General features: G+C 38.4%; 21 protein-coding genes. 10 read left to right on the top strand and 11 right to left on the bottom strand.

The window, feature by feature from the left end:
* Window positions 1-40: 40 nt before the first annotated feature.
* The 4 genes from EWM59_RS01660 (at window position 41) to EWM59_RS01645 (ending at window position 4359) form a co-directional block, all read left to right on the top strand.
* On the top strand, window positions 41-562 hold the full coding sequence (locus tag EWM59_RS01660) for a DUF6702 family protein (RefSeq protein WP_130019204.1): 522 nt from the start codon (window positions 41-43) through the stop codon (window positions 560-562).
* Between the two features lie 56 nt (window positions 563-618).
* Window positions 619-1518, top strand: a complete 900-nt coding sequence (locus EWM59_RS01655; RefSeq protein WP_130019203.1) for a 3-keto-disaccharide hydrolase — start codon at window positions 619-621, stop codon at window positions 1516-1518.
* Window positions 1519-1610: 92 nt separating this feature from the next.
* A complete protein-coding gene (locus EWM59_RS01650) occupies window positions 1611-2858 on the top strand; it encodes a hypothetical protein (protein ID WP_130019202.1) in 1248 nt (415 codons plus the stop codon).
* A gap of 256 nt (window positions 2859-3114) precedes the next feature.
* Window positions 3115-4359 carry an outer membrane beta-barrel protein gene (locus EWM59_RS01645; protein ID WP_130019201.1) on the top strand — a complete coding sequence of 415 codons (1245 nt, stop codon included), beginning with the start codon at window positions 3115-3117 and terminating at the stop codon, window positions 4357-4359.
* Between the two features lie 3 nt (window positions 4360-4362).
* Here EWM59_RS01645 and EWM59_RS01640 read toward each other — a convergent pair whose 3' ends face one another.
* Together EWM59_RS01640 and EWM59_RS01635 are read right to left on the bottom strand one after the other, a co-directional pair.
* Window positions 4363-5274 (bottom strand): TolB family protein, encoded by a 912-nt coding sequence (locus EWM59_RS01640; protein WP_130019200.1) that lies wholly within the window; start codon window positions 5272-5274, stop codon window positions 4363-4365.
* A gap of 89 nt (window positions 5275-5363) precedes the next feature.
* Complete coding sequence (locus tag EWM59_RS01635) at window positions 5364-5957, bottom strand: hypothetical protein (RefSeq protein WP_130019199.1); 594 nt, start codon at window positions 5955-5957, stop codon at window positions 5364-5366.
* A 98-nt stretch (window positions 5958-6055) separates the two neighbouring features.
* On the opposite strand from EWM59_RS01635, the gene EWM59_RS01630 reads away from it, so the two are divergent.
* From EWM59_RS01630 to EWM59_RS01620, 3 genes are all read left to right on the top strand, one after another.
* Window positions 6056-6499 carry a hypothetical protein gene (locus EWM59_RS01630; RefSeq protein ID WP_130019198.1) on the top strand — a complete coding sequence of 148 codons (444 nt, stop codon included), beginning with the start codon at window positions 6056-6058 and terminating at the stop codon, window positions 6497-6499.
* A 238-nt stretch (window positions 6500-6737) separates the two neighbouring features.
* On the top strand, window positions 6738-7037 hold the full coding sequence (locus EWM59_RS01625; RefSeq protein WP_130019197.1) for a hypothetical protein: 300 nt from the start codon (window positions 6738-6740) through the stop codon (window positions 7035-7037).
* Window positions 7034-7693 (top strand): ATP-binding cassette domain-containing protein, encoded by a 660-nt coding sequence (locus tag EWM59_RS01620; RefSeq protein WP_130019196.1) that lies wholly within the window; start codon window positions 7034-7036, stop codon window positions 7691-7693. Before EWM59_RS01625 ends, EWM59_RS01620 begins: the two co-directional genes overlap by 4 nt.
* Here EWM59_RS01620 and EWM59_RS01615 read toward each other — a convergent pair.
* The 3 genes from EWM59_RS01615 to EWM59_RS01605 form a co-directional block, all read right to left on the bottom strand.
* Entirely contained in the window at window positions 7685-8374 is a 690-nt protein-coding gene (locus EWM59_RS01615) for an SAM-dependent methyltransferase (protein WP_207219927.1), read from the bottom strand. The two genes, EWM59_RS01620 and EWM59_RS01615, sit on opposite strands and share 9 nt — an antisense overlap.
* 77 nt (window positions 8375-8451) lie before the next feature.
* Window positions 8452-9090: an REP-associated tyrosine transposase gene (locus tag EWM59_RS01610; protein ID WP_130019195.1), complete on the bottom strand. Its 639-nt coding sequence runs from the start codon at window positions 9088-9090 to the stop codon at window positions 8452-8454.
* Window position 9091: 1 nt separating this feature from the next.
* A complete protein-coding gene (locus tag EWM59_RS01605; protein ID WP_130019194.1) occupies window positions 9092-10375 on the bottom strand; it encodes a DUF5690 family protein in 1284 nt (427 codons plus the stop codon).
* 158 nt (window positions 10376-10533) lie between these two features.
* Here EWM59_RS01605 and EWM59_RS01600 point away from each other — a divergent pair, with 158 nt between their 5' ends.
* Window positions 10534-11517, top strand: a complete 984-nt coding sequence (locus EWM59_RS01600) for a pyruvate dehydrogenase complex E1 component subunit beta (protein ID WP_130019193.1) — start codon at window positions 10534-10536, stop codon at window positions 11515-11517.
* A 54-nt stretch (window positions 11518-11571) separates the two neighbouring features.
* Here the strand turns inward: EWM59_RS01600 and EWM59_RS01595 are convergent, their stop codons facing one another.
* The 3 genes from EWM59_RS01595 to EWM59_RS01585 form a co-directional block, all read right to left on the bottom strand.
* Window positions 11572-12651, bottom strand: a complete 1080-nt coding sequence (locus EWM59_RS01595) for a hypothetical protein (RefSeq protein ID WP_130019192.1) — start codon at window positions 12649-12651, stop codon at window positions 11572-11574.
* A 91-nt stretch (window positions 12652-12742) separates the two neighbouring features.
* Window positions 12743-13534: a hypothetical protein gene (locus EWM59_RS01590; RefSeq protein ID WP_130019191.1), complete on the bottom strand. Its 792-nt coding sequence runs from the start codon at window positions 13532-13534 to the stop codon at window positions 12743-12745.
* Complete coding sequence (locus tag EWM59_RS01585; RefSeq protein WP_130019190.1) at window positions 13512-14066, bottom strand: RNA polymerase sigma factor; 555 nt, start codon at window positions 14064-14066, stop codon at window positions 13512-13514. Before EWM59_RS01585 ends, EWM59_RS01590 begins: the two co-directional genes overlap by 23 nt.
* A 223-nt stretch (window positions 14067-14289) precedes the next feature.
* Between EWM59_RS01585 and EWM59_RS01580 the strand changes: the two genes are divergently transcribed.
* The gene (locus EWM59_RS01580; RefSeq protein WP_130019189.1) at window positions 14290-15405 is read left to right on the top strand and encodes a family 20 glycosylhydrolase; all 1116 of its coding nucleotides are present in this window, start codon (window positions 14290-14292) and stop codon (window positions 15403-15405) included.
* A 7-nt stretch (window positions 15406-15412) separates the two neighbouring features.
* Entirely contained in the window at window positions 15413-16600 is a 1188-nt protein-coding gene (locus EWM59_RS01575) for a DUF5009 domain-containing protein (RefSeq protein WP_130019188.1), read from the top strand.
* Window positions 16601-16742: 142 nt separating this feature from the next.
* On the opposite strand, the gene EWM59_RS01570 is transcribed toward EWM59_RS01575, so the two are convergent.
* The 3 genes from EWM59_RS01570 to EWM59_RS01560 form a co-directional block, all read right to left on the bottom strand.
* Entirely contained in the window at window positions 16743-18902 is a 2160-nt protein-coding gene (locus EWM59_RS01570) for an alpha-galactosidase (RefSeq protein ID WP_165372081.1), read from the bottom strand.
* Window positions 18903-18912: 10 nt separating this feature from the next.
* On the bottom strand, window positions 18913-20289 hold the full coding sequence (locus EWM59_RS01565; protein WP_130019187.1) for an alpha-L-fucosidase: 1377 nt from the start codon (window positions 20287-20289) through the stop codon (window positions 18913-18915).
* A 103-nt stretch (window positions 20290-20392) separates the two neighbouring features.
* The gene (locus EWM59_RS01560) at window positions 20393-21430 is read right to left on the bottom strand and encodes an isoaspartyl peptidase/L-asparaginase family protein (RefSeq protein WP_130019186.1); all 1038 of its coding nucleotides are present in this window, start codon (window positions 21428-21430) and stop codon (window positions 20393-20395) included.
* Between the last annotated feature and the right edge of the window lie 18 nt (window positions 21431-21448).

Raw genomic sequence — 21448 nt, 5'->3', positions numbered from 1 at the left:
CGTTTCATTCTACCCCGATTCTTTTATATATTTTCATAGAATGCAGTTATTACACTTCATACTCTCTTTCGCACTTCTTATTTTTCCGTTGCAAGTTCAGAAAACAGAAAAAGCAACGGCTTTACACGCCTTTCATACTTCGCTTACCGAAATACAGTATAATCCCAGAGAGAAGTCTCTTGAAATAACCATTCGCTTGTTTACCGACGATTTAGAGAATGCCCTCACTAAACTCAACAATGGGCAAAAAATAATGGTTGGTGGCAAGAATGATAACAGTGATGCCTTGTTAAGCAAATACATTCAGCAACATTTTGCTATCATTAATCCGCAAAAGCAGAAAAAACCTATCAACTATTTAGGCAAAGAAATAGAAGGCGATGCTACCTGGGTATATGTCGAAATACCGGATAGCCAGGCTGTAAAAGACCATGTTATCTACAATGATATAATGCAGGAATTATTCGACGACCAAACCAATCTGGTTAATTTCTTCTATACAGGTCAAAAGAAAACCTTTCTTTTCAATTCAAAAATCAAGAGTACTACCATTGAGTTTTGATTTTTCGGGTAGAGTTTAATACCTTTAAGGATTCAACCTCATCTGTAAAATCGAACATGAAAAATCCACTATTGGCCTTTATTCTAATGGCCTTTTGTTTCACTGCACAAGCACAAAAAAACAACCCTGAAAAAGAAGAATGGCAACAGCTATTTAATGGCAAAGACCTGACAGGATGGGACATTAAAATAGCCGGACAAGAGTTAAACGACAACTACAAGAATACTTTCCGTGTTAAAGACGGCATTCTGCAAATTGCGTATGATGAATACGAAGAGTTCGACGGAAAATTCGGTCATCTCTACTACAATCAGCCTTTTTCTTATTATAAACTGCGTTTTACCTATCGCTTTGTAGGCAATCAGACCAAAGGCGGTGCTTCGTGGAATGTCAGAAACAGTGGTGTAATGCTTCATTCGCAATCAGCAGCCAGTCTGTCAAAAGGCCAGGATTTCCCTGTTTCATTAGAATTGCAGATGTTGGGAGGCTTGGGTAAAGGCGAACGCCATACAGCTAATCTTTGTACGCCAGGTACACAGGTGTATATCAAAGGAAAACTTAATACTCAACACTGCATTGACTCATGGTCGAAAACCTATGATGGAGACCAATGGGTAACCATAGAAGCCCTTGTGCTGGGAGATTCATTAGTACAACATTTGATTGATAACCAGGTAGTTTTTGCTTTTGAAAAACCACAGGTAGGTGGTGGATTTGTAAGCAAAGACTATGGTTTCAAAGAGGCACATATAGACGATGCCTCCGCACAGGAATGGTTAAAGAAAGACAGTACGCCATTAGCAGAAGGCTACATAGCCCTACAAGCCGAAAGCCACCCGATAGAGTTCAGTAAAGTAGAATTATTGAACCTTAAAGGTTGCATGGACCCCAAAGCCCTCAACTTTAAATCTTACTACCTGAAAGCGGATAATTCTTTGTGTAAGTATAAGAAATAATCACGCTATACAATACTACTATATTTAGCTTGTCTTTTCCTCAATCCATAGATAATTCACTATATTTGGGTAATAGACAAGCTAATGACAAAATGAAATCTAAACTAAACTTCACCCTACTACTCTTTTTTATTACGCATATCTGCCTGGCACAAAAAAACTTTACTAAAGGCAAAATCTTCACTTTTAACAAAGATACGCTCAGCGGATATATTGATTATAAAGAATGGATTAAAAGCCCAAATCAGATTTCTTTCAAAGACGACCCTACTCAACCTGCACGCACTTACACAACCTCTCAGATAGCCGGATTCAGTATTAACTCCAATAAGGAAACCTATCATACTTTAAAATTTGAGATTGAAAATCTTCCCAGAAGTAGCAATAAAATTGTCTATTTCAATATGAAAGAATATACTAATCGTATCCGAAAAATAGAATCTATCAATGCCTTTGTCAGAATAGCATCTGATGGTAAAGCTATCCTTTACCATTATGTAGATAAAAATTCTGAACCTCACTTTCTGATAAAAAAAGACGATTCGCTTACGGTACTTGTCTATCATATTGTTGAAACCAAGCATCATTCTGCCAAATTCACCGAATTCCGCAGTCAGCTATCAAAACTATTAACCGAATCTTGTAAGCCGCTTTCTATCTATCACACAGAATATTATGTCAGTAGTTTAAGGAAGTTGATAGATAGCTACAATAGTTGCTTCAGCGGAGCAGTACAAACGGTTTCGCCACAAAAAGATAAAGGCAGATGGGAGTATGGTATTATGTTAGGAGCAGGCTATACAAAAATGAAACATGCCATGGCTAATCCTTTCAGATATACCGAAGTTCAGGGAGATGCACGCATTACTCCCGTGGGTGGTTTGTTTCTCAACTATGTTTTTGCCAGAGGTAGAGGCAAATATGCGCTCCTGAATGAATTACACACCTATCAGACAAAAAGTTTAACCACTTATGATAACGAGCATTTTCATTATGATATGCGCTATTTAGGTCTGCAACATTTATTTCGTTATACATTTTACGTAGGCAAGCCCTCTGTATATGCCCTGATCGGCTTTTCTTATGCCACTATTATTAAACAGAATAGTACACTTACCCGCAGAGATGGCTCTACCGAAGAGTTAGTTTATCTACCCTGGGCCATCAGAAACGATGAGCAAAGAGCCATTGTCGGGGTAGGTATGAGTCAAAAAAGGTTTATGCTTGAAGCCCGGTATTATAGGGGAAATGGCTTCACTACGGGTGCAAATGTTACTATTCCAAACAACAGGCTTGACTTACTACTGAAATATAATTTTGGCAAAATAGCTATACAATAAGTTTAATTATTCCGGCTTTTATCAGCTTATAAACCCGTTTAAAGCTTGCTGTTTTCTGAATCCTCAACCTATAAAAAACTATCCGATGTGCCGTAGCTGTTAACGTATAGTTATAAATACTTAAATCTGTAAGAATCAGGCATTTAGTTGGTAAAATGTAAAATTTTACGTTTATTCGCTATTGAATAAATTTTATTCAGATTTTGAGTAATAAAAGTATTATTTCAATATCTTTGAATAAGGGAATGCTGGATTTATGAGAACTAAACTAACAACCACACTCTTGTTAATCTTTATTGCCAAATTTTGCCTTGCTCAAAGAAACTTCATCAAAGGGAAATTAATAACGGCCGATAAAGATACCCTGAGTGGCTTTATTGATTATAAAGAATGGATTAAAAGCCCTCTTGAAATTTTTTTCAAGAGAGAAATGAACCAACCCAGTTTTGTTTACAGCAGCACTGAGTTAAGTGGTTTTATTATAGATTTTAATCAGGAAACCTACACTTCATTAAGTTTTGCCATTGAAAAACTCCCCAGAAATGGCAGTAAGATTGTCTTCCCGAGCTTAGGTGCTTATTATAACAGAACTAAAAGACTAACCCAGAAAAATGCTTTTGTGCGGGTACTCTCTGCAGGCAAGGCAACGCTGTATCATTTTGTAGATAAAGATTCAGAAGAGCATTTTTTAATTAAACAGAACAATACCTTTGAAGCGCTGGTATACCATATTATTGAAACAGGAAACCAGACCGCTAAAATCAAACAATATCAGCTACAATTATCTGAACTGTTGGCCGATGCCTGCAAAAAACTTCCGGTTCAGAATACTGACTACTATACCAAAGACATAAAAAAGTTGATAGACAGTTATAACGATTGTTTCAAAATAATTCTGAAACCTGAACTGGCACAGAATAGCCGTGGCAAGTGGGAATATGGCGTAGCAGCCGGAGCAGGGTACTCTCGTATCAGACACATTATATCTACCTCTACCCCGCCCAATTATGTATATGTACAAGGCAATGGCAATATCACCTCGGCAGGAGGGGTATTTCTGAATTACGTTTTTGCCAGAGGGAGAGGAAAATTCGCTATTCAGAACGAAGTTCATACCTATGCACTGAAAAGCACAGCTACCGACGTAGAAAGTCGTTTCCGGTATGATATTCGTTATTTAGGCATACAGAATCTGTTCAGATATACTTTTTATATAGGCAAGCCCTCTATTTATGTTTTAGGAGGTATATCAAATGCTTTTATTGTAAATGACAGAAGTGTGGTAGAGGACATTGACGGAGGACAGTCTGAACTTGTATCGTCGTTTGACAGAAAAAGCGAACAAGGATTAATTGCCGGGCTTGGCGTAAGAAGTAAAAGGCTTATGATAGAGGCCAGAGCCTGCTGGGGCAATGGCTTTTCGGCCGATATTTTAAGTATTGCTCCTACCAACAGATATGAACTATTAGCCAAATGGAATTTCGGTCAGGTTCAGCCCTGATTTTTACTCCTTACATAATTCGCCAATACGTTTTTTCAGAAAATCTGCACTAATCCATTTCACGTTTCTTTCGCTGCTAAAGAAAAAATATTTTAAATCGGGTGTCAGGTATGCACAATACTCATAAGTATTTGTATTAAAAGGCTTACCCATATTTACTCCTCTTAGCCATTTTTTATCTTTCCCCAATTGAGAGCCATATAAATCTGCTTCCCCGTATCCGTCAGGTCTGTTTTCTGATTTGAATATCATAAAATCTTCGCCAGGCGAAATACATGGGTCATGGTCTGAATAAACAGAATTAATAGCTGGGCCAAGGTTTTCGGGTTTGGTATATTGCCCGTTCACATATCTGCTTATATAAATATCTTCCATGCCAAGGCCACCAGCCCTTGCAGAACCCAGATACATATTGCCATTGCTGGCAAAAGACATATAATATTCTACACTATCAGAATTAACAACTGCCAGGTTTTCAGGGGCAGACCATTGTCCCTCAGAGAGTGGTTTCACATACCATATATCAAAATCTGATAAGGTATCTTTTACCGTTTTAGGTCTGTTTGAAATAAAATAGAGTTTGCCATCAGGCGCAAAAGCCGGGTCTGCTACTGAGTATTTATCCTGACTGAAAGGAGCAACTACAGGCTCTGACCACCCCTTACCATCGTAATGAGTTACATAAATAGTCCAACGTCTGTTTTCTGACCTTGTAAAATAATAGGATTTGCCATCGGGCGAAAATGCCGAATTGAAATCTATGCCCTCTTTAGAAACGATTCCGGGCAAAAAAGTACGTGCAGTAGAATCAGGAAATGGTTGAGGGTATGGGATATTAACAATACTTTTTTGATTAGTTGTACAACTAATACAACCAATAACAGCTAAAATCAGAACGAAGTATGTGCCTTTCATTAGTGAATCTCTGGTTAAGTACCGGGATTCAAAACAAAATAAAAATATCAGAATTTCAATAAAAGAAGCTTTATAATTTTATCTCCGAATCAGACTAACAACCCTTCTGTAAAGCTCTTCCATTGAATTTTACTTCCACCTAAAATTCCCCCAAAGGCTACAAAAGTATTCCTGATTTTATCCATCAAACTTAGTTCATCTAAATTAGGTTTCTCATTTCTGCCATGTACTTCGGCACTTATCTTATTGTTTTCTCTTTTTACAATAAAAGTACTGGTAGCCATGTCATCAAAAAAATGTGCTATTTCTGTATTATGCTTCTCAGGATTTGATGAGGGTCTTACGCGTATGGAAATAAATTCCTCATGAATTTCCTCATCTTCAAAAATATCCTCAATTATTACCCAGTCAAATCCATCACCTGTATGATTCATCGGGCCCGGAATATCAATTCTGATGAAGTCTCCGATAGCAGGCATTCGCTCCACTTGTTCGCCTCGGCCATTCACTAAGCCAAATACAGTTTTTTCTTCTGCGGTTACTTTGTGCCAATGATTAATAGCCAAAAGCCTGTCTTTAGCTACCTGAAAATGGGCTTTAGCTAGTTTTTCAGTAGGGAAAATCCTTTCAGAAATGGTATCGTATGCGGTACCTTCCCGTTGTGCCGGAACAATAGTTTTCATGATTTATCTTATTATCTATTTTAAACCTTACAGCATAATTTCACTATAAATACCTATATTTATCAGATATATACGCTTACTAACTTGTATAAAAATTTATGCCAGCGAAAAGAAAACCACTTTGGATTTTTGAGAAAAGCAGCCAGTTTTCTATTCAGGATATAGAAAATGTGCTGTTTGATATTGATGAGGGGTCATTTTCAGGAAATGATATGCCTTTCATTTATACCAATCAGATGAGTTGTCATATTAAAGAAGAAAATGGCAGATTCATAGTACATTTTCATGATGGTCATAAAGAATTTGTAACAGTAGATACTACTAACCACCAGCTGACTATACAGGGTGAGTGGTGGTATAAAGGTGTATATACCCTGAGTCAGGAAAATAACCATACAAACATCTCTTCTCAGGTATTCAATGTCGCCCGTAAAGGTCGTTGGATGGCTTCCCTGATGGCATTGTTCGAAAAAACCACCCATGAAAAGAATTTCCACGTATTTGTTGAAAGAATCGAGGCGGCTATTAAGCGTAGAAAATAATATTTCCCTTAAATGAAACTATTGGTTAAGATTAGTTTTCCCTGATTATTGCTCTCAGGTCTTCTACACTAAAATAGCTTAATACAGATGCGGTTTCGCTATCTGTTAAAATATATTAAATCATCTATTCTCATTTTGATATACAAAGATTAACAATGACTTTTATAGCCGGAATCGGAATAACAGCTTACAGTTGAACGGTAGGCAATTTAAAAAACATGATTCTGCTATAGCAAGAATGAGGATAAAACTACAGGCAATTTGGGTATATTACAAAAGCATTAGTCCGTTTACTTTACTGGCGAGTTTTGGACTATTATATACTTATCATCAGTTTCAGGATGGTAAGTCATTGTTTATATTTTCTAAAACAATGACCTTGATTCTGACAGCTATTCTCTTAAAATTCTTTTATCGGATTGATGAATTTCCCTTCTATGAAAACCTGGGTATCAAACCTAATCATCTGATTCTGACAGTACTTGGCTTTGACTTAACTTTATTTGTCATACTCTTAAATTTAACAGACCTACTATGACAAAAAACCTATTAGAAGCTGACAGTGTCTATCTTGAATATAATACCCGTACTATTCTTTCAGATGTATATGTAAAAGCCGAAACCGGCAAAGTAACAGGCTTTTTAGGCAGAAATGGTTGTGGCAAAAGCAGTCTGATGCGCATTATTTTTGGCTCATTAAAAGGCAATTTTCAGTCTGTGAGGCTTAATAAACAATACCAGGAAAGTTTGTTAATGGTACCTGATGCTATCCGATATTTGCCTCAGAAAACCTTTATTCCTAAACAACTCAGCATTGATGAGATATGCCTCATCTTTCAGGTTTCATTCAATTCTATTATTCAGGAACTTCCGGTTTTCGAAAAATATCAACATCAAAAATTAGCTACACTGTCAGGTGGTGAAATACGTTTATTTGAAGCCATCATTATTCTCTTGTCCAATGTGAAGTTTGTTATATTAGATGAGCCTTTCTCGCATATCATGCCCTTGCATGTTGAAAAATTAAAAGAAGTAATCAATAGAGAAAAACATAAAAAGGGAATTATCATTACTGACCATCTTTACAAGCATAATATGGAAGTAAGTGACGATTTGTATTTAATCAGAGAGGGGAAAACATTCAGAATAAACACTCACGATGATTTAGTAAGACATGGTTATATTTTAGAGTAGTAAAAATATAGCAGGTTTTTTATGCAAATCAGGTTTCTGTTTTTTCCACTCTCTAACAGACAACGTTTTAATCAATTCATCTTCGGCTGTTATATCAGCGGCTATACAGAGCATGGTTTCAGGATGCAGATTTTGCAGGGCATCTTCTAACAGCTGATTGTTTCGGTAAGGGGTTTCCATAAAAATCTGTGTCTGCTGTTTGGTTTTAGCCGTTTGCTCCAGATTTTTAAGCGATTTTATTTTGGTGGCTTTATCAATAGGCAGATAGCCATGAAAAGTAAAACTCTGCCCGTTAAAGCCTGATGCCATTAATGCTAAAAGAATAGAACTCGGCCCGACCAACGGTCTGACCTTATAACCTAACTGATGCGCAAACCCAACCGCTACTGCTCCAGGGTCAGCAATACCCGGACAACCTGCTTCGCTGATAATCCCGGCATCGGCATTCAGTTTTTTTAATTGTGCAAGGGTTTGTTCCTGCGGGGTATCTTTATTTAACTCATAAAAAGTCAGGTCATCAATTACTTTACCCAATTTCAGGCTGCTGATAAAGCGTCGGGCTGTACGTAAGTCTTCTACAAAAAAAGTATTCAGGTTTGTTACTACTTCTATAATCTGAGGTGATAACACACTATTTTGCGTATCAGGAGCCAGTATAGTAGGTATTAAAAAAATAGTCATAATATGTATCACGATTTTATGTATCACGATTTTTCAAATCGTCTTTTTTTATACGATTTGAAAAATCGTGATACATATTACAAAGTAAAATACTTTTCATTAACAAAAGTCCAAGGATAGTCCTCCCAATTGTTAACTATCCCTGCTTTTACAGGATTCAACAAAATATAATGCATAATCCTTTTTAATTCTTCATCATTCCTTACAGCACGGTCATAACTTTCACGAGCCCAAAATGCTCCTTCTCTATCCAACAGTTGATTGGCTTTATTAGCAATATATCTTTTCCATGAGTGCATAATTCCGTACAAAGCTCTGTCTTCATTCAACCAAAATAACAAATGAACATGATTCGACATGATAGTAAAGCATATCATTTCGTAGCGTTTTGTATGGAAATGCAAAAAAGTATCATATGCAAGTTGCGCAATTGTAGGAGTTTTGAACCAATGATGTCCAGTAGCTTGAGAGTCAAGCAATTGGTCAAATTTTCCAAAATACCTCCTATTTTGCTCGTCTGTTAATAATGATTTCTTTTCAGTCGATAATTGTAATTGATTGATATGAATAAGGCTTTTATCGTGTTCATGGTGAAGTTGTTCAATTATTGATTTAGGGAGACTATTTGCTAAACGAGTTGTAACAAAATAAGCCAGCTCATTAGTTGGCTGAAAATGTGGCAAATATCTTCTATACTCCTCCTTAATTTTATACATTTTACTTTTCTTTCATACGATTTAAAAAATCGTGATACACTTTCAGATTCCACATAGAAAGTGCCACTAAAATCATATAAATCACAGATATAGTATAAGACAGATAGATAAAAAACTCATGGTAATTAATACTTTTCTGAAAGAAATTCTTGTAGAAAAGCACTAAGATACTTCCCAGGTAAGCATAATAATCGGCAAAGGTAATCATAAACCCAACAGTACCTGATTCTTTAAAAGCGGCAATCATCCGCTCAAAATACAAGCTGTTGCACATAGCATAGGCCATATATAATCCTAAGCCTAAAAGCGTCAGCCAACTAACCGGAGATAAAATACCTTGTTGGTATAATAAAGTACTTATCCCAATTAAAGCACCCCCTAATAGCATCACACATTCGATAATAACAAAAGCCTTGTAGTTATTCTGCACCCAACGCATAGCTGCCATCATCACTAACACCGTAATAGCAATGGGTATTTCTGTCTGCGTAAAAATGGCTGAATTATTTCCGTAACCTAAAGTCTTCCATATCTCCGGAGCAAAATTATCTCTGAACTCCCGAAAAGTTGTGAGTAGTATATAAGATATGACAAAAATAGTTAGGCTTAATGTAAATTTTTTAATAAATGCCCGTCTGTCTTCTTTCTGCATAGGTTTACGTTCGGAGCGACTGGCTTTATCTGCCATATTTGGTGGAGGTATCTGCCCCATTAACCACACGCATAAACTAAAAGGAATGAGCATAATGGCACAAGCCACAAAAGGCATCCAGAATTCGCTCACCTCTAAAGTAGTCATTACCCATTTGCCTATACTTTTGGCAAAACCTGACCCCATAATAAAAGAAGCGGTCAGCACAGCTACTAATAAATCGGTTACTCGTCTACCCTCTAAGAAACCAAGCATAATTCCATAAACCATACCCAAAGGCAAGCTGGCAAGAAAAATAAAAAACAGGTTATAAGGTGCAGGAACTAAAGCAAAAAACAGATAGCATAGCCATGATAAAAGAATAATGATTATCAGGTTTCTGGCCCGGTTAGCGGGTTGCATTTCAGAAACATATTTAATACCCAATCCTTTAGAAACCGCAAAACCTAATACCTGTGCCGTAATAATGAGTATTTTATAATTAACCCCAAAGAAAAAAAGTTCTTCGTATGTAGCGGCTGTATAGGCACGCCTGAAAGGGTAAAAAAGCAGGTAGGTAAAAAAAGCAGCAAGCGAGGTAAATAGCGTAAAAGGTAAAGAATTATCAGCCAGATAGGCTTTTAGTTTTTGCATAATGTTATGAAGCATAGGGTGATTCAAAGCTCTTCTGAGACAGAATCTTAGAAGATTAATGAAATTTTCATAGATGTATATTCATGCAAATTTGAGAATTCCGATGTAATTACCTAATTTTACATCAAAAAATTAGCTTTTATTCTAAGCCAAAATACATGAGAGAGATACAATTTAGAGAAGCCCTGCGCGAAGCCCTTTCAGAAGAGATGAGACGTGATGAAAACGTTTTTCTGATGGGTGAAGAAGTAGCCGAGTACAACGGTGCATATAAAGTAAGTCAAGGTATGCTTGATGAATTTGGCCCTAAACGTGTGATTGATACCCCCATTGCTGAACTTGGTTTTGCAGGTATAGGTGTAGGCGCAGCAGCCAATGGCCTACGCCCGGTTATAGAGTTCATGACTTTTAACTTCTCATTGGTAGCCATAGATCAGATTATCAACTCTGCGGCAAAAATGATGGCCATGTCGGCAGGTCAGTATATTTGTCCGATTGTATTCCGTGGGCCAACCGGAAATGCCGGGCAATTGGGTGCACAGCACTCACAAAACTTTGAAAACTGGTTTGCCAATACGCCCGGTTTGAAAGTAGTAGTACCTCATAACCCTTATGATGCCAAAGGTCTGTTAAAATCATCTATCAGAGACAACGACCCTGTTATTTTTATGGAGTCGGAAGTAATGTACGGTGATAAAGGCAATGTACCAGAGGAAGAATACCTGATTCCTTTAGGACAAGCCAACGTAATGAAAGAGGGTTCTGATGTAACCATTGTTTCATTCGGCAAAATGATTCCAAGAGTAGTATTACCTGCCATTGCAGAATTAGAGAAAGAAGGTATCAAAGCTGAGTTGATTGATTTGCGTACCGTGAGACCAATCGACTACGCAACTGTCCTTAACTCTGTAAAGAAAACCAACCGCTGTGTGGTAGTAGAAGAAGCATGGCCATTGGCAGCTATTTCTTCTGAAATTACCTACCATTTACAACGGTATGCTTTTGATTATTTAGATGCCCCGGTTATTCGTGTAAACAATATGGATATACCACTACACTATGCCCCAACACTGATTGAGGTTACTTTACCCAATGTAAAGCGTACTATTGATGCCGTAAAAAGCGTGATGTACAAAAAATAAGACAGACTTTGTGCATAAAAATAAATAATCCCCGGAGCGATTCGGGGATTATTGTTATCGGCCTATTCTGACACCAAATGTCGTCAGATTCTGTGACCACTTGTCTGATGATTCGTAAGGAAGAAAACCATTGCGGGAATCCCGCCGTTGAAAGAAATTGTTTACATCTCCTTCTAAGAATAAACTGAAAGCCTTATAGCCTATATTGAGTAATAAGCCATACCGATAAGGGTTATCGCTGCTTCTGATAGGCATTTTTGCTTCTCTTTGGTTAATGGCCTTGATTTCTGAAAGAATCTGGCTTCCGCCTATCAACCGCCCGATATAAGCCCCAAAGCCAAAATGAAAAGTCTTCTGGTTGTCTGCGCCATAAAAATTAATCGTTGGATTAATTTTAAAGTTGGCATAAAACAAAGATTGGTTAGCTGTACTTTCCGGATTTCTCTTGACATTATCTGAGTTGATGTAATTCTCTACTGTATAATAATTGCCATTAGAGGCAGGGCGATAAATGGCTACGGTATCGTACACACTCGTATTGGTATTATTTACCCGTAGCAGATACGAAGTTTTTTTTGTACTCACACTACTCAGATAATACCAGCTTATATCAAACCCATAACGTAATATTACTTCTTTGTGCCCTGTGCGGATAAAGCTTTCTTGTCTGGTAAGACCTACCGTGAGGTTTGGAGAAGCTAAAGTTCTATATCTGAAAAGTTCATCGCTGTTTTTAAATGCGGCACTTCCTCTTTGCAGGTATTTGACAGAAGTAAAACCCAAAGAAAAATTCAGATAAGTATTCCGGGTCAGTCTTTGCCAGGGTGTAAGTCCCTCTAATTCACGTTGCCGGGTAGCTTCTTTGGTATAATTATTCCCTTCATAATCTTGCCTGATACTTCGTCTGACATTCGAAGGCATTTCCTCTAAGTCCTGATTCATCTGTTTTACGATTCTGTTTAAATCATATTTTTCCAACGCTTTCAGGTCTTCTTTGCTTTCTCCCCACAAAACAATTCTTTTTCGTTTACCAATGTTTATTACAATCGAATCAATTTTGTTTTTCTCAGTAATCCCGGATGCGTAAGTATCTGTACTTATCACAATAAGCAGCAACAAAAAAATCTTTTTCATGTGGAAGCAGGTCAGTATTCTAAAAAATACATTCATAGCAAATATACACGAAACTGTTTCCGTAAGTATATTTTAACGAGTATAATAGCTTTTACTTAATAGTAGAATCAGCCGGCATTGTTTCATTTTTGAAACTCTGTTTTACAAATGCCCATATTTTATTGGGCTTATTAGGGTCTGTAGCCTCAGGGGTTTTCTGTTCTTGTTTAGCCAAACGTTCATGGCGTTTTTTCTTCTTTTCTTTCGGCGCTATCACATAATCTTCATGGTCTTCCGGAATCTCCAGAATAGCTACACGCTCACGTTTAGCAGGTGCAACAGCGGGCTTCTCTGCTACTTTATTAGGTCTGAAAATAATCGGAGCATCAAAAATAACCGGACGTACAAATGCAGGTTCGTTTCTGGATGTTACATTATTATAACTAAACTCCTGCTCACCACCTTCTGTGGTTACCATGTTATCAAACTCTTCATTGGGTACTTCATTTTCAGTAATTGCTTGAGGCTCTACCTCCTCTACAGGTTGAATGACTCTTTTCTGAACCGGACGTGCTGATGTATTTGAAGCAGTGTTTTCGGGTGGTTCCGGCAAAGGCGTGGCAGTAGGAGTTATAGTCATAACCGGTTGTGCAGAAGTAGTAGCTACTTGATTTTTCACATTAGGGTTACCGGTAATAGTATTTCTGTTTTCAATTAAAAGATAGCCTCCAAATAAACTCACCATTACAATGCTTGCCGCCACAGCTCCCCACCAGAAAGGTGTCATTTTCTTTTCCTCTTTCTGCTCAATACGTTGCCATACCTCACTTTTACTCCACTCGGGAGTAAAGTCAGAATTGTCGAGATTTTCTCGGATTTTACTATAAAATTCCTCTGCTTGCATGACTTTTATCGGTCATTAATATTTTCTTTTGTAATAATTTTCGGGCATGATTCAACTGCGACTTTGAGGTTCCCTCACTGATATGCAGTTGTTCAGCAATCTCTTTGTGCGTGTAGCCTTCAATGGCGTACAGGTTAAAAACCGTGCGATACCCATCTGGCAATTCGGCAATCAGCCGATAAATCTCTTCCGTTGAAATCTTATCTAAAACATTATCATCAATCGGGATTTCAACTGCTTCACTCTCAGGCATCAGATGAAAATTTGATTGCCTGCGCAACAACATCAATGCTTCGTTTACCACAATTTTTTTCATCCACGCTTCAAAAGACCTTAGATTATCAAATCTGAAATTGATAATCCCCTCAAAAATCTTCAAAAAAGACTCCACCATCAAATCCTCGGCCAACATACGCTCCCGCACATATCTGTATGCAATACGATACAAAAAGCTACCATAGTGCTCAAAAATTTCCTTCTGAGCAGCAGCGTCTTTGTGTCGCAGACGTTCGATTGTAGAGGTTAGAACCAAGTTTAAACGGGGCTTTTAGACTAAATGCACAAAAGGCACAAAAAGTTGTATCAGTACAAAAAAAATTTAAGAAAACCGTAAAAACAACCTGAAAATACTATAAAATACTGCTATTAAGTAAGAGTTACGTATTACAATAAAGGTTGCTGATTTCAGGTAGATTTGATTTCTTTTAAATAATGGCTAACTTGTCAATCAAATCTATAAAAAAACCTACACCTTTATGACCAGACAAATTTCTTTGTTGCTTACCATTGCATGCCTGATTTTTTCTGAATCGCTTCTGGCACAATCAAAAATAGACAGCCTTTTACCCGTTCGTGGATTTTGTATCGGTGCGCCACAACCTAAGCAAGTAGATACTTTTGTAAAATTTATTAATGAAGAATTAGCCACACGTAAAGTAAATACGCTCATACTGCGTGTTGACTGGAATTATCAGTTTCAAAGCCATCCTGAACTACGTGATAGCATTGCTCTATCGAAGCAGGATGTGAAAAAGATGGTAAAAGCCTGTCAGAAAAATAATATCCGTATTATACCGCAAATCAATTTGTTAGGGCATCAGTCATGGGCTAAAACCACGCATAACTTACTAAGGGTATATCCGCAATTTGATGAGACACCACATGTAAAAATGCCTGAAAAATATGTATGGCCTAACGCCGATGGGCTTTATTGTAAAAGCTACTGCCCGCTACACCCTGATGTACACAAAATAGTTTTTGAACTGGTAGATGAAATATGTGAGGTTTTTGAAACAGATGCTTTTCATGCAGGAATGGACGAGGTATTTTATATTGGTGATGATAAATGCCCGAGATGTGGAGGAAGAGACAAAGCAGAATTATTTGCCGGAGAGGTGAATAAAATCAGAAATCATCTGGCATTGAAAAATAGAAAACTATGGATTTGGGGCGACCGCCTGATTGATGGTAAGACTACGGGTATTGGTATGTGGGAAGGCAGTTTTAATAACACCCATCGGGCCATAGACCTGATAGAAAAAGATGTAGTGATTTGTGACTGGCATTATGAAAGACCAGACCAGACTGCCGTTCTGTTTGCTTCAAAGGGTTTTAATGTAATTACCTGCCCCTGGAGAAATCCTAAAAACGCTGTGGTACAAACGCAGGATATGGTAAGATTCAGAAAATCGGTTACACCTGTCATGAAAGACCGTTTCCAGGGTATGATGCAAACAGTGTGGTCTGGTGCCGGACAGTTTTTAGATGAATTTTATGGCGTAAAAGTGAATACAGAAGCCGGAGAAAATACGCAATCAGCATGTTTTAAGGCGATGTTTGAGGAAATTAAGAAAATGGAGGAAAGCAAATAAGAAAACTATGGAAACCTCACTGAAACGTATTGCTTCTATTGATGTATTTCGGGCATTGACCATGCTCCTGATGATTTTTGTAAATGACTTCTGGACGTTGACAGGTATCCCTGACTGGTTACAACACTCCGAAGCTCATGTTGATTTTCTTGGCTTTTCTGATGTTATTTTCCCTTGTTTCTTATTCATTGTAGGTATGTCAATTCCTTTTGCTATTAAAGCCAGGATTGCCAAAGGTGAAAACAATTTTCAGATTATCAGGCACATTGTGATGCGTTCGGTCGCGCTGTTAATCATGGGCCTTTTTACGATAAATATCCCAGAAATGAATGCCGAAGCTACAGGCATGAGTCAGTCGGTATTTCAGGTAAGTGCCGTCATAGGCTTTTTTCTTATCTGGAATGTGTATCCTAAAAGCGAGGATTCTAAAAAATACCTGTTCATGGCCTTACAGATACTTGGGATTGCTATTTTACTGTTTTTGGTTTACAAATTCAGAGGTGGAGAAGGTGGGGCAAAAGCAGAAATGATGCAACCGCACTGGTGGGGTATTTTGGGTCTTATCGGCTGGACCTACCTTACTTGTGCTATTCTCTATCTTTTCTTTTATAAAAATAATACCTTGTTAGTAGTCACATGGGTATTTTTCAATTTATTAAGCATTGCAGGACATGCCAAATGGTTAAACTTGGTGTGGCCGGATGGCCCCGATGACTGGATTTTAGGGAATGGTGCTTTTGCTGCATTTACTTTTACAGGTATATTAGCAACTCTATTGTTAGAGCGTTTTTATACTGCCGAAAAGAAAGCAAAATTAACCTATATCTACATAGGACTCGGTGTGGCAATGTTGCTTTCAGGCTTCATGCTTCGGAAATTCTTTATTATATCGAAGATTTACGCTACACCAACCTGGGTGTTTATATGCTGTGGCATTGCTTTTATTACCTATGCTCTTATTTACTGGCTGACAGATTTACAGCATAAAGCCCATTGGTTCAATAGCATCAAACCTGCAGGTACAAGCACATTGACTTGCTACCTGATACCTTATATTGCTTATTCTTTTTATTTTGCTTTGCCTGTAAGCCTGACATTTGGCATAGTCGGTTTAATCAAATCCTTGCTATTTGCTTTAATGATTATTGGGATTACGGCTTTACTTGGGAAGATTGGTATTAAGTTGAAGATATAAGAATGTGTATATTCCCTATATCTTCAATTTTCTTAATATTCCTGAAACGTCGATACAGATATAAAATTCTGCCGAAGTTTGCGGTGCGTCCCAGACGATTTGAAAAATCGTGATACAACTCCCATTAGATTTGGATAGATAATTATTCAATCACCAGCCAGGTATATCCTTCGGCAGGCAATTGAATGGTCAATTCTATGGAATAATCTCTGTTGAGTTGATATGTAGTGGCTTTGCCATTTTCTGTTCTTACCTTGGCTTCTTTTGTAAGCCCTGTATAATACAGAGGTAATCTGATTTTTCGGGTGATAGCTTCTTTTAGCGGATTATACAGCATAACTAACCCTTTTGTAGTCAGAGACGGATTCACGTGCATAATTCCATCCCAGTCTCTACCGTCAGGACGGCGCAAATGTATAATATCAGTATTCAGAATATCTCTGTACTTTTTATACCAGTTAATGGTTTCTATGACTACTTTTTTGGTTGCCTCAGTATCATATAATCTTGGGCCACGGTAACAGGCCTGTATGCCAGCTCCGTAGTATTGCATCATTAATTGTTTATAATCATTCAGGTGTTCGCTTAGTGGTTCCAGGACTGCTTCTGCTCCCCCACCCTGATATTTGGTCAATGGCACAAATCCCCAACCCATTGACGGAATTTTATCCCAGGTACCATCAAAAATATTTTGTCGGTTCAGCATCTTCTGCTGTTCTCTCGACAAAGAGAAATTAACTTCCCGATACCCTAATGCAATCTTATGGCTACCATCCAAGAAATACCAGTCAGGGGCATTGATATATACGCCACGGGCATTGAGCCACTGATAGAACTCTTTCTGCATTTGCATCTGTACCCATTGCGAGTCGTCTAAGCCTTTATGGCCGGGGTGCTTGGTAGAAGCACAAACATCGCCCGGATATGGGCCGTCATGTTCGAGCAAATCAAAGCCTGTTTCGCTGATAAATTTCTTGAGGCTATTGAGATAGTTGATGCCCCATTTACTTGCCAGACAAGGTGCATTACCAAAGAAAGCTCCTTTATCCGGTAAACCTGTTACAGGGTCAATCACATCATTTTCATCATCAATCCGGCGGCTGCTGAATAATGAATATCCTCCCAATTTAATCCCTTTACTATGGGCATAGTCAGCTAATTCTTTAAATTTCTTGATATTGTCATCAGAGGCATCTTCCATATTCAAGCCACTTCCAAAGCTCAGAATCACCATTTCGTAACCGGTTTCAGCACATTGGTCAATTATAGATTTAACTTTTACCGGGTCAGTACTAATCAGGTGCATAAAGATTGGATTCTGGGTTGTCCAGGGGGCAATGGTGCGATACATTTTCCTGCGTGCCAATCCGTTTCGCTCTCTGTCATAGCTATCTAAAAGCAATTCATACGAACAGATAGATTTATAATGCGCATCAGGTGCTAAATCAATACCAACCCCTAAAGTCGGATAGATTTCTACTACACAGGGGGTTTCGTAATTATAGTTTACCTGCGATGTATAGGAGCTATCAATCTTCCAATGGGTAGCCTGGTCTGACAACTCATAGCGCATTGCATTGTTATAGGCATAGTTATTTTCTATATATAGCTTCTGTGGTTTTTTCATCTTTTCAGGCTTGCCTACCACAGCAGATTCTTCTTCCGGTGTAGCCAATATTTCATTGACTACCTGTGTGAGTTTAAAAGCGCTGTTTGATTTATTCTCAATGCTTACCCATTTACTCAGGAGTGGTATTCCGTCAAAAATTTCATAATGCACTGCTACCTCTAAACCTTTCAATAGCGGCAAACCTGACTTAAAAAACAGCACAAGACTCTTACCAGTTGGCAGATTTTTATTAGCTGTCCAGGTAGTTGACTTCCAGTCAAAGTGTGGTTTTACCTCACCTGTCTCATAGCGTGCATACTGAAAATCTTCGGATTGACTGGTAAATTTTTCTATCCATTCTTCTAATAGGTACCCATGCTCTTTTTGTCCGTATAGCCCTCCGACATTGTACGCCTTGCCATTAATTACTACTCGGGCTTCGGGTCTTACCGAACGAACAAACTGCTCATTGGTAGTCAGGTTCTTGAAACTAACCGTCGCAGCATTTGGACTTATTCGAATTTGTCGGGTTATCAGGCCATTCGTAATTTCTAATAGTTTGCCATCTTTTAATACTTTTATTTCGCTTTTTTGCGTAAAAGGCTGAATCAACCAATCTTTAGCTGATGTTTGGGCAAAGGTGGTATTGACTGCTAATAAGCCGACTATTAACAGGTATTTCAGGGTTTTCATCTTTTGCATTTTATTTTAGCGCATCAGTAAGTTCATAAGTCCAGGCATATTCACATGGAATCGTATTTGGATTTACCTGTGGTGCAGTAATGGTAAGTACCTTATTTTTATAAGTGTATTTTACCTCGCCACCAAAACCCAATAATTTTACTTTAACAGGTTTTTCTACATTTTCTACTGTAATGGTTTCCTGCCATTTGCTGGCAATGGCGTAGAGTGCCTTTCCTTTCTGTGTAAAATAGAGTTTTGATTCTTTAGTGTAAGCAGGGGCTTTATTCCATTTACGGGTACCATAAATAGCACTACCATTTACTTTTAACCAATTACCCATTTCTCTCAATCGCTGCTGCATAATCACCGGAATACGCCCATCGGCAGTTGGCCCGATATTCAACAGGAAATTACCTCCACGGGATACAATATCAATTAACTGATGCACTAATTGCTCGCCTGTCTGATAAACTCCTAAATTTTCATTACGGTTATACCCAAACGATTCACCTATGCCTCTACATTCTTCCCAGGGTCTGGCAAAACCATTGGTAAGAGTATTATCAGTACCCCCATGACCATATTCAGAAGTATAAAAACTCCCGTGTTTGCTTTTGGTATCGTTACCCCAACGGTCGTTTACGACAACGCTGTTTTTTACAGGCGAATCGTTATATAACCATGCCAGAAACTCTTCGCTCTTCCAGGTTTTGGCAGGATGGTCCCACTCACCATCTGTCCACAAAATATCAGGTTGATATTTAGTTACGAGGTCTTTCATTTGCGGAATCATGCGCTCGTTTACGTAAGTATTCACATCACTTTTATAAACCGGATTAAACCATTCGTATAATGAATAATAGTAGCCCATGTGCAGGTTTTTGGCTTTTACAGCTTTAGATAAATCTCCGGCTAAATCTCTGTGCGGGCCTACATCAACGGCATTCCAGTTCCACGATTGCGGACTTGGCCAAAGAGTAAAACCCTCATGGTGTTTTGAGGTTAATACTACATATTTGGCTCCGGCTTGTTCAAATATCTTGGCCCAATCATCAGGCTGAAATAACTCGGCTTTGAATTGCTGCACAAAATCCTGATAAGAGCTTTTGCCATAATTCTTCTCGTGGAAGGCTACAAACTCTTTATGGATTTTAAGATTTGGCGCAAACAGGCGTTGCCAGTACCATTCGGCATAGCCACTACCAAAACCATCAGCATTTGAGTTGGTAGCCCAGGCAGGCACAGAGTAGATACCCCAATGAATAAAAATACCAAACTTAGCATCTTCAAACCAGGCAGGGGTCTGGCGTTGGTCAAGACTTTGCCAGTCAGGTTTATATTGTGCGTATGTACTAAAGCATAGCAGTGTTGTCAGGATTAGAAGGATTTTTCTCATGTAAAATAGGTTATAAGGTGAAATAAAGGCGCAAAGAAAGGCGTGTCATGATTTTTAAACCATAGCACGCCTAAGCACTAATTATTATAGGATATAAGTTTGCTTATTTAGGGAAATGGCTCTTTGCCATAAATACCTTGCCGCCATCGTCAGCCAGTGTAACTGAATAACTAAAACCATGTTGAATAGAGTAAGCGCCATATTCGCCCTGCTTGTTGATAGCTATAAAACCTACCTGAAAACCTTTAGCCTTTTCAGGGTTTATTTTTACGATACGCTCTACGGCAATTTTACAGGCTTCTTCCGGTGTTTTGCCTAAACGCATCATTTCTACTACAAGGTGCGTTCCGGCTACTCTGATTACCTCTTCACCTTGACCGGACGAAGTAGCTGCCCCGATTTCGTTATCAACAAATAAACCTGCGCCTATAATGGGTGAATCTCCTACACGGCCATGTAGTTTAAACGCCATACCACTGGTGGTGCAAGCGCCCGACAGGTTACCCGAAGCATCAAGGGCAATGGTACCCATCGTATCATGGTTAGGCGTACCATCGTCAAAATAGCTTGGGGCAAAAGGGCCGCCATCTGTTTTTTTGGCTTTTATCTGTTGCTGCTCAATATTAATTACAGGCTTATAATCTGATTTCTTCAGCCATTCTTTGTATGTTTTCTCTGCATCAGCCGATAATTTGTCAGGCTCTCTTTTGAAACCATTGGCTAAAGCAAACTGCAAAGCACCATCGCCCACCAGCATCACGTGTGGGGTAGTTTCCATCAGTTTACGAGCTACCGAGATAGGATGTTTGATATGTTGTAAAAAGGCAACTGAACCACAATTGGCTTTTTCGTCCATGATACAGGCATCTAAAGTTACCTTGCCATCACGGTCAGGGTTTCCACCCAAGCCAACACAGCAATTAATGGTATCTTCAATAGAGTTAGCTGCTACTTCTACGGCGTCTAAGGCACGGCCATTTTTCTTGAGTACTTTCCATGCTTCGGCATTTACTGCCAGGCCACTATCCCATGTAGAAACAACAATTGGCTTACTGGCTATGGTTTTGGAAAAAGCCTTGGTTGCCGATATAAATGGTAAGCTCAGTGCCGACCATTGTATAAATTTTCTTCTTGATTGCATTAGTTTGTTGGTTCGTAG

The sequence above is a fragment of the Emticicia agri genome (assembly GCF_004168285.1).
Classification (GTDB): Bacteria; Bacteroidota; Bacteroidia; order Cytophagales; family Spirosomataceae; genus Emticicia; species Emticicia agri.
The sequence above is the reverse complement of the archived record's forward strand: the minus strand, read 5'-3'. Positions and strand labels throughout refer to the sequence as shown.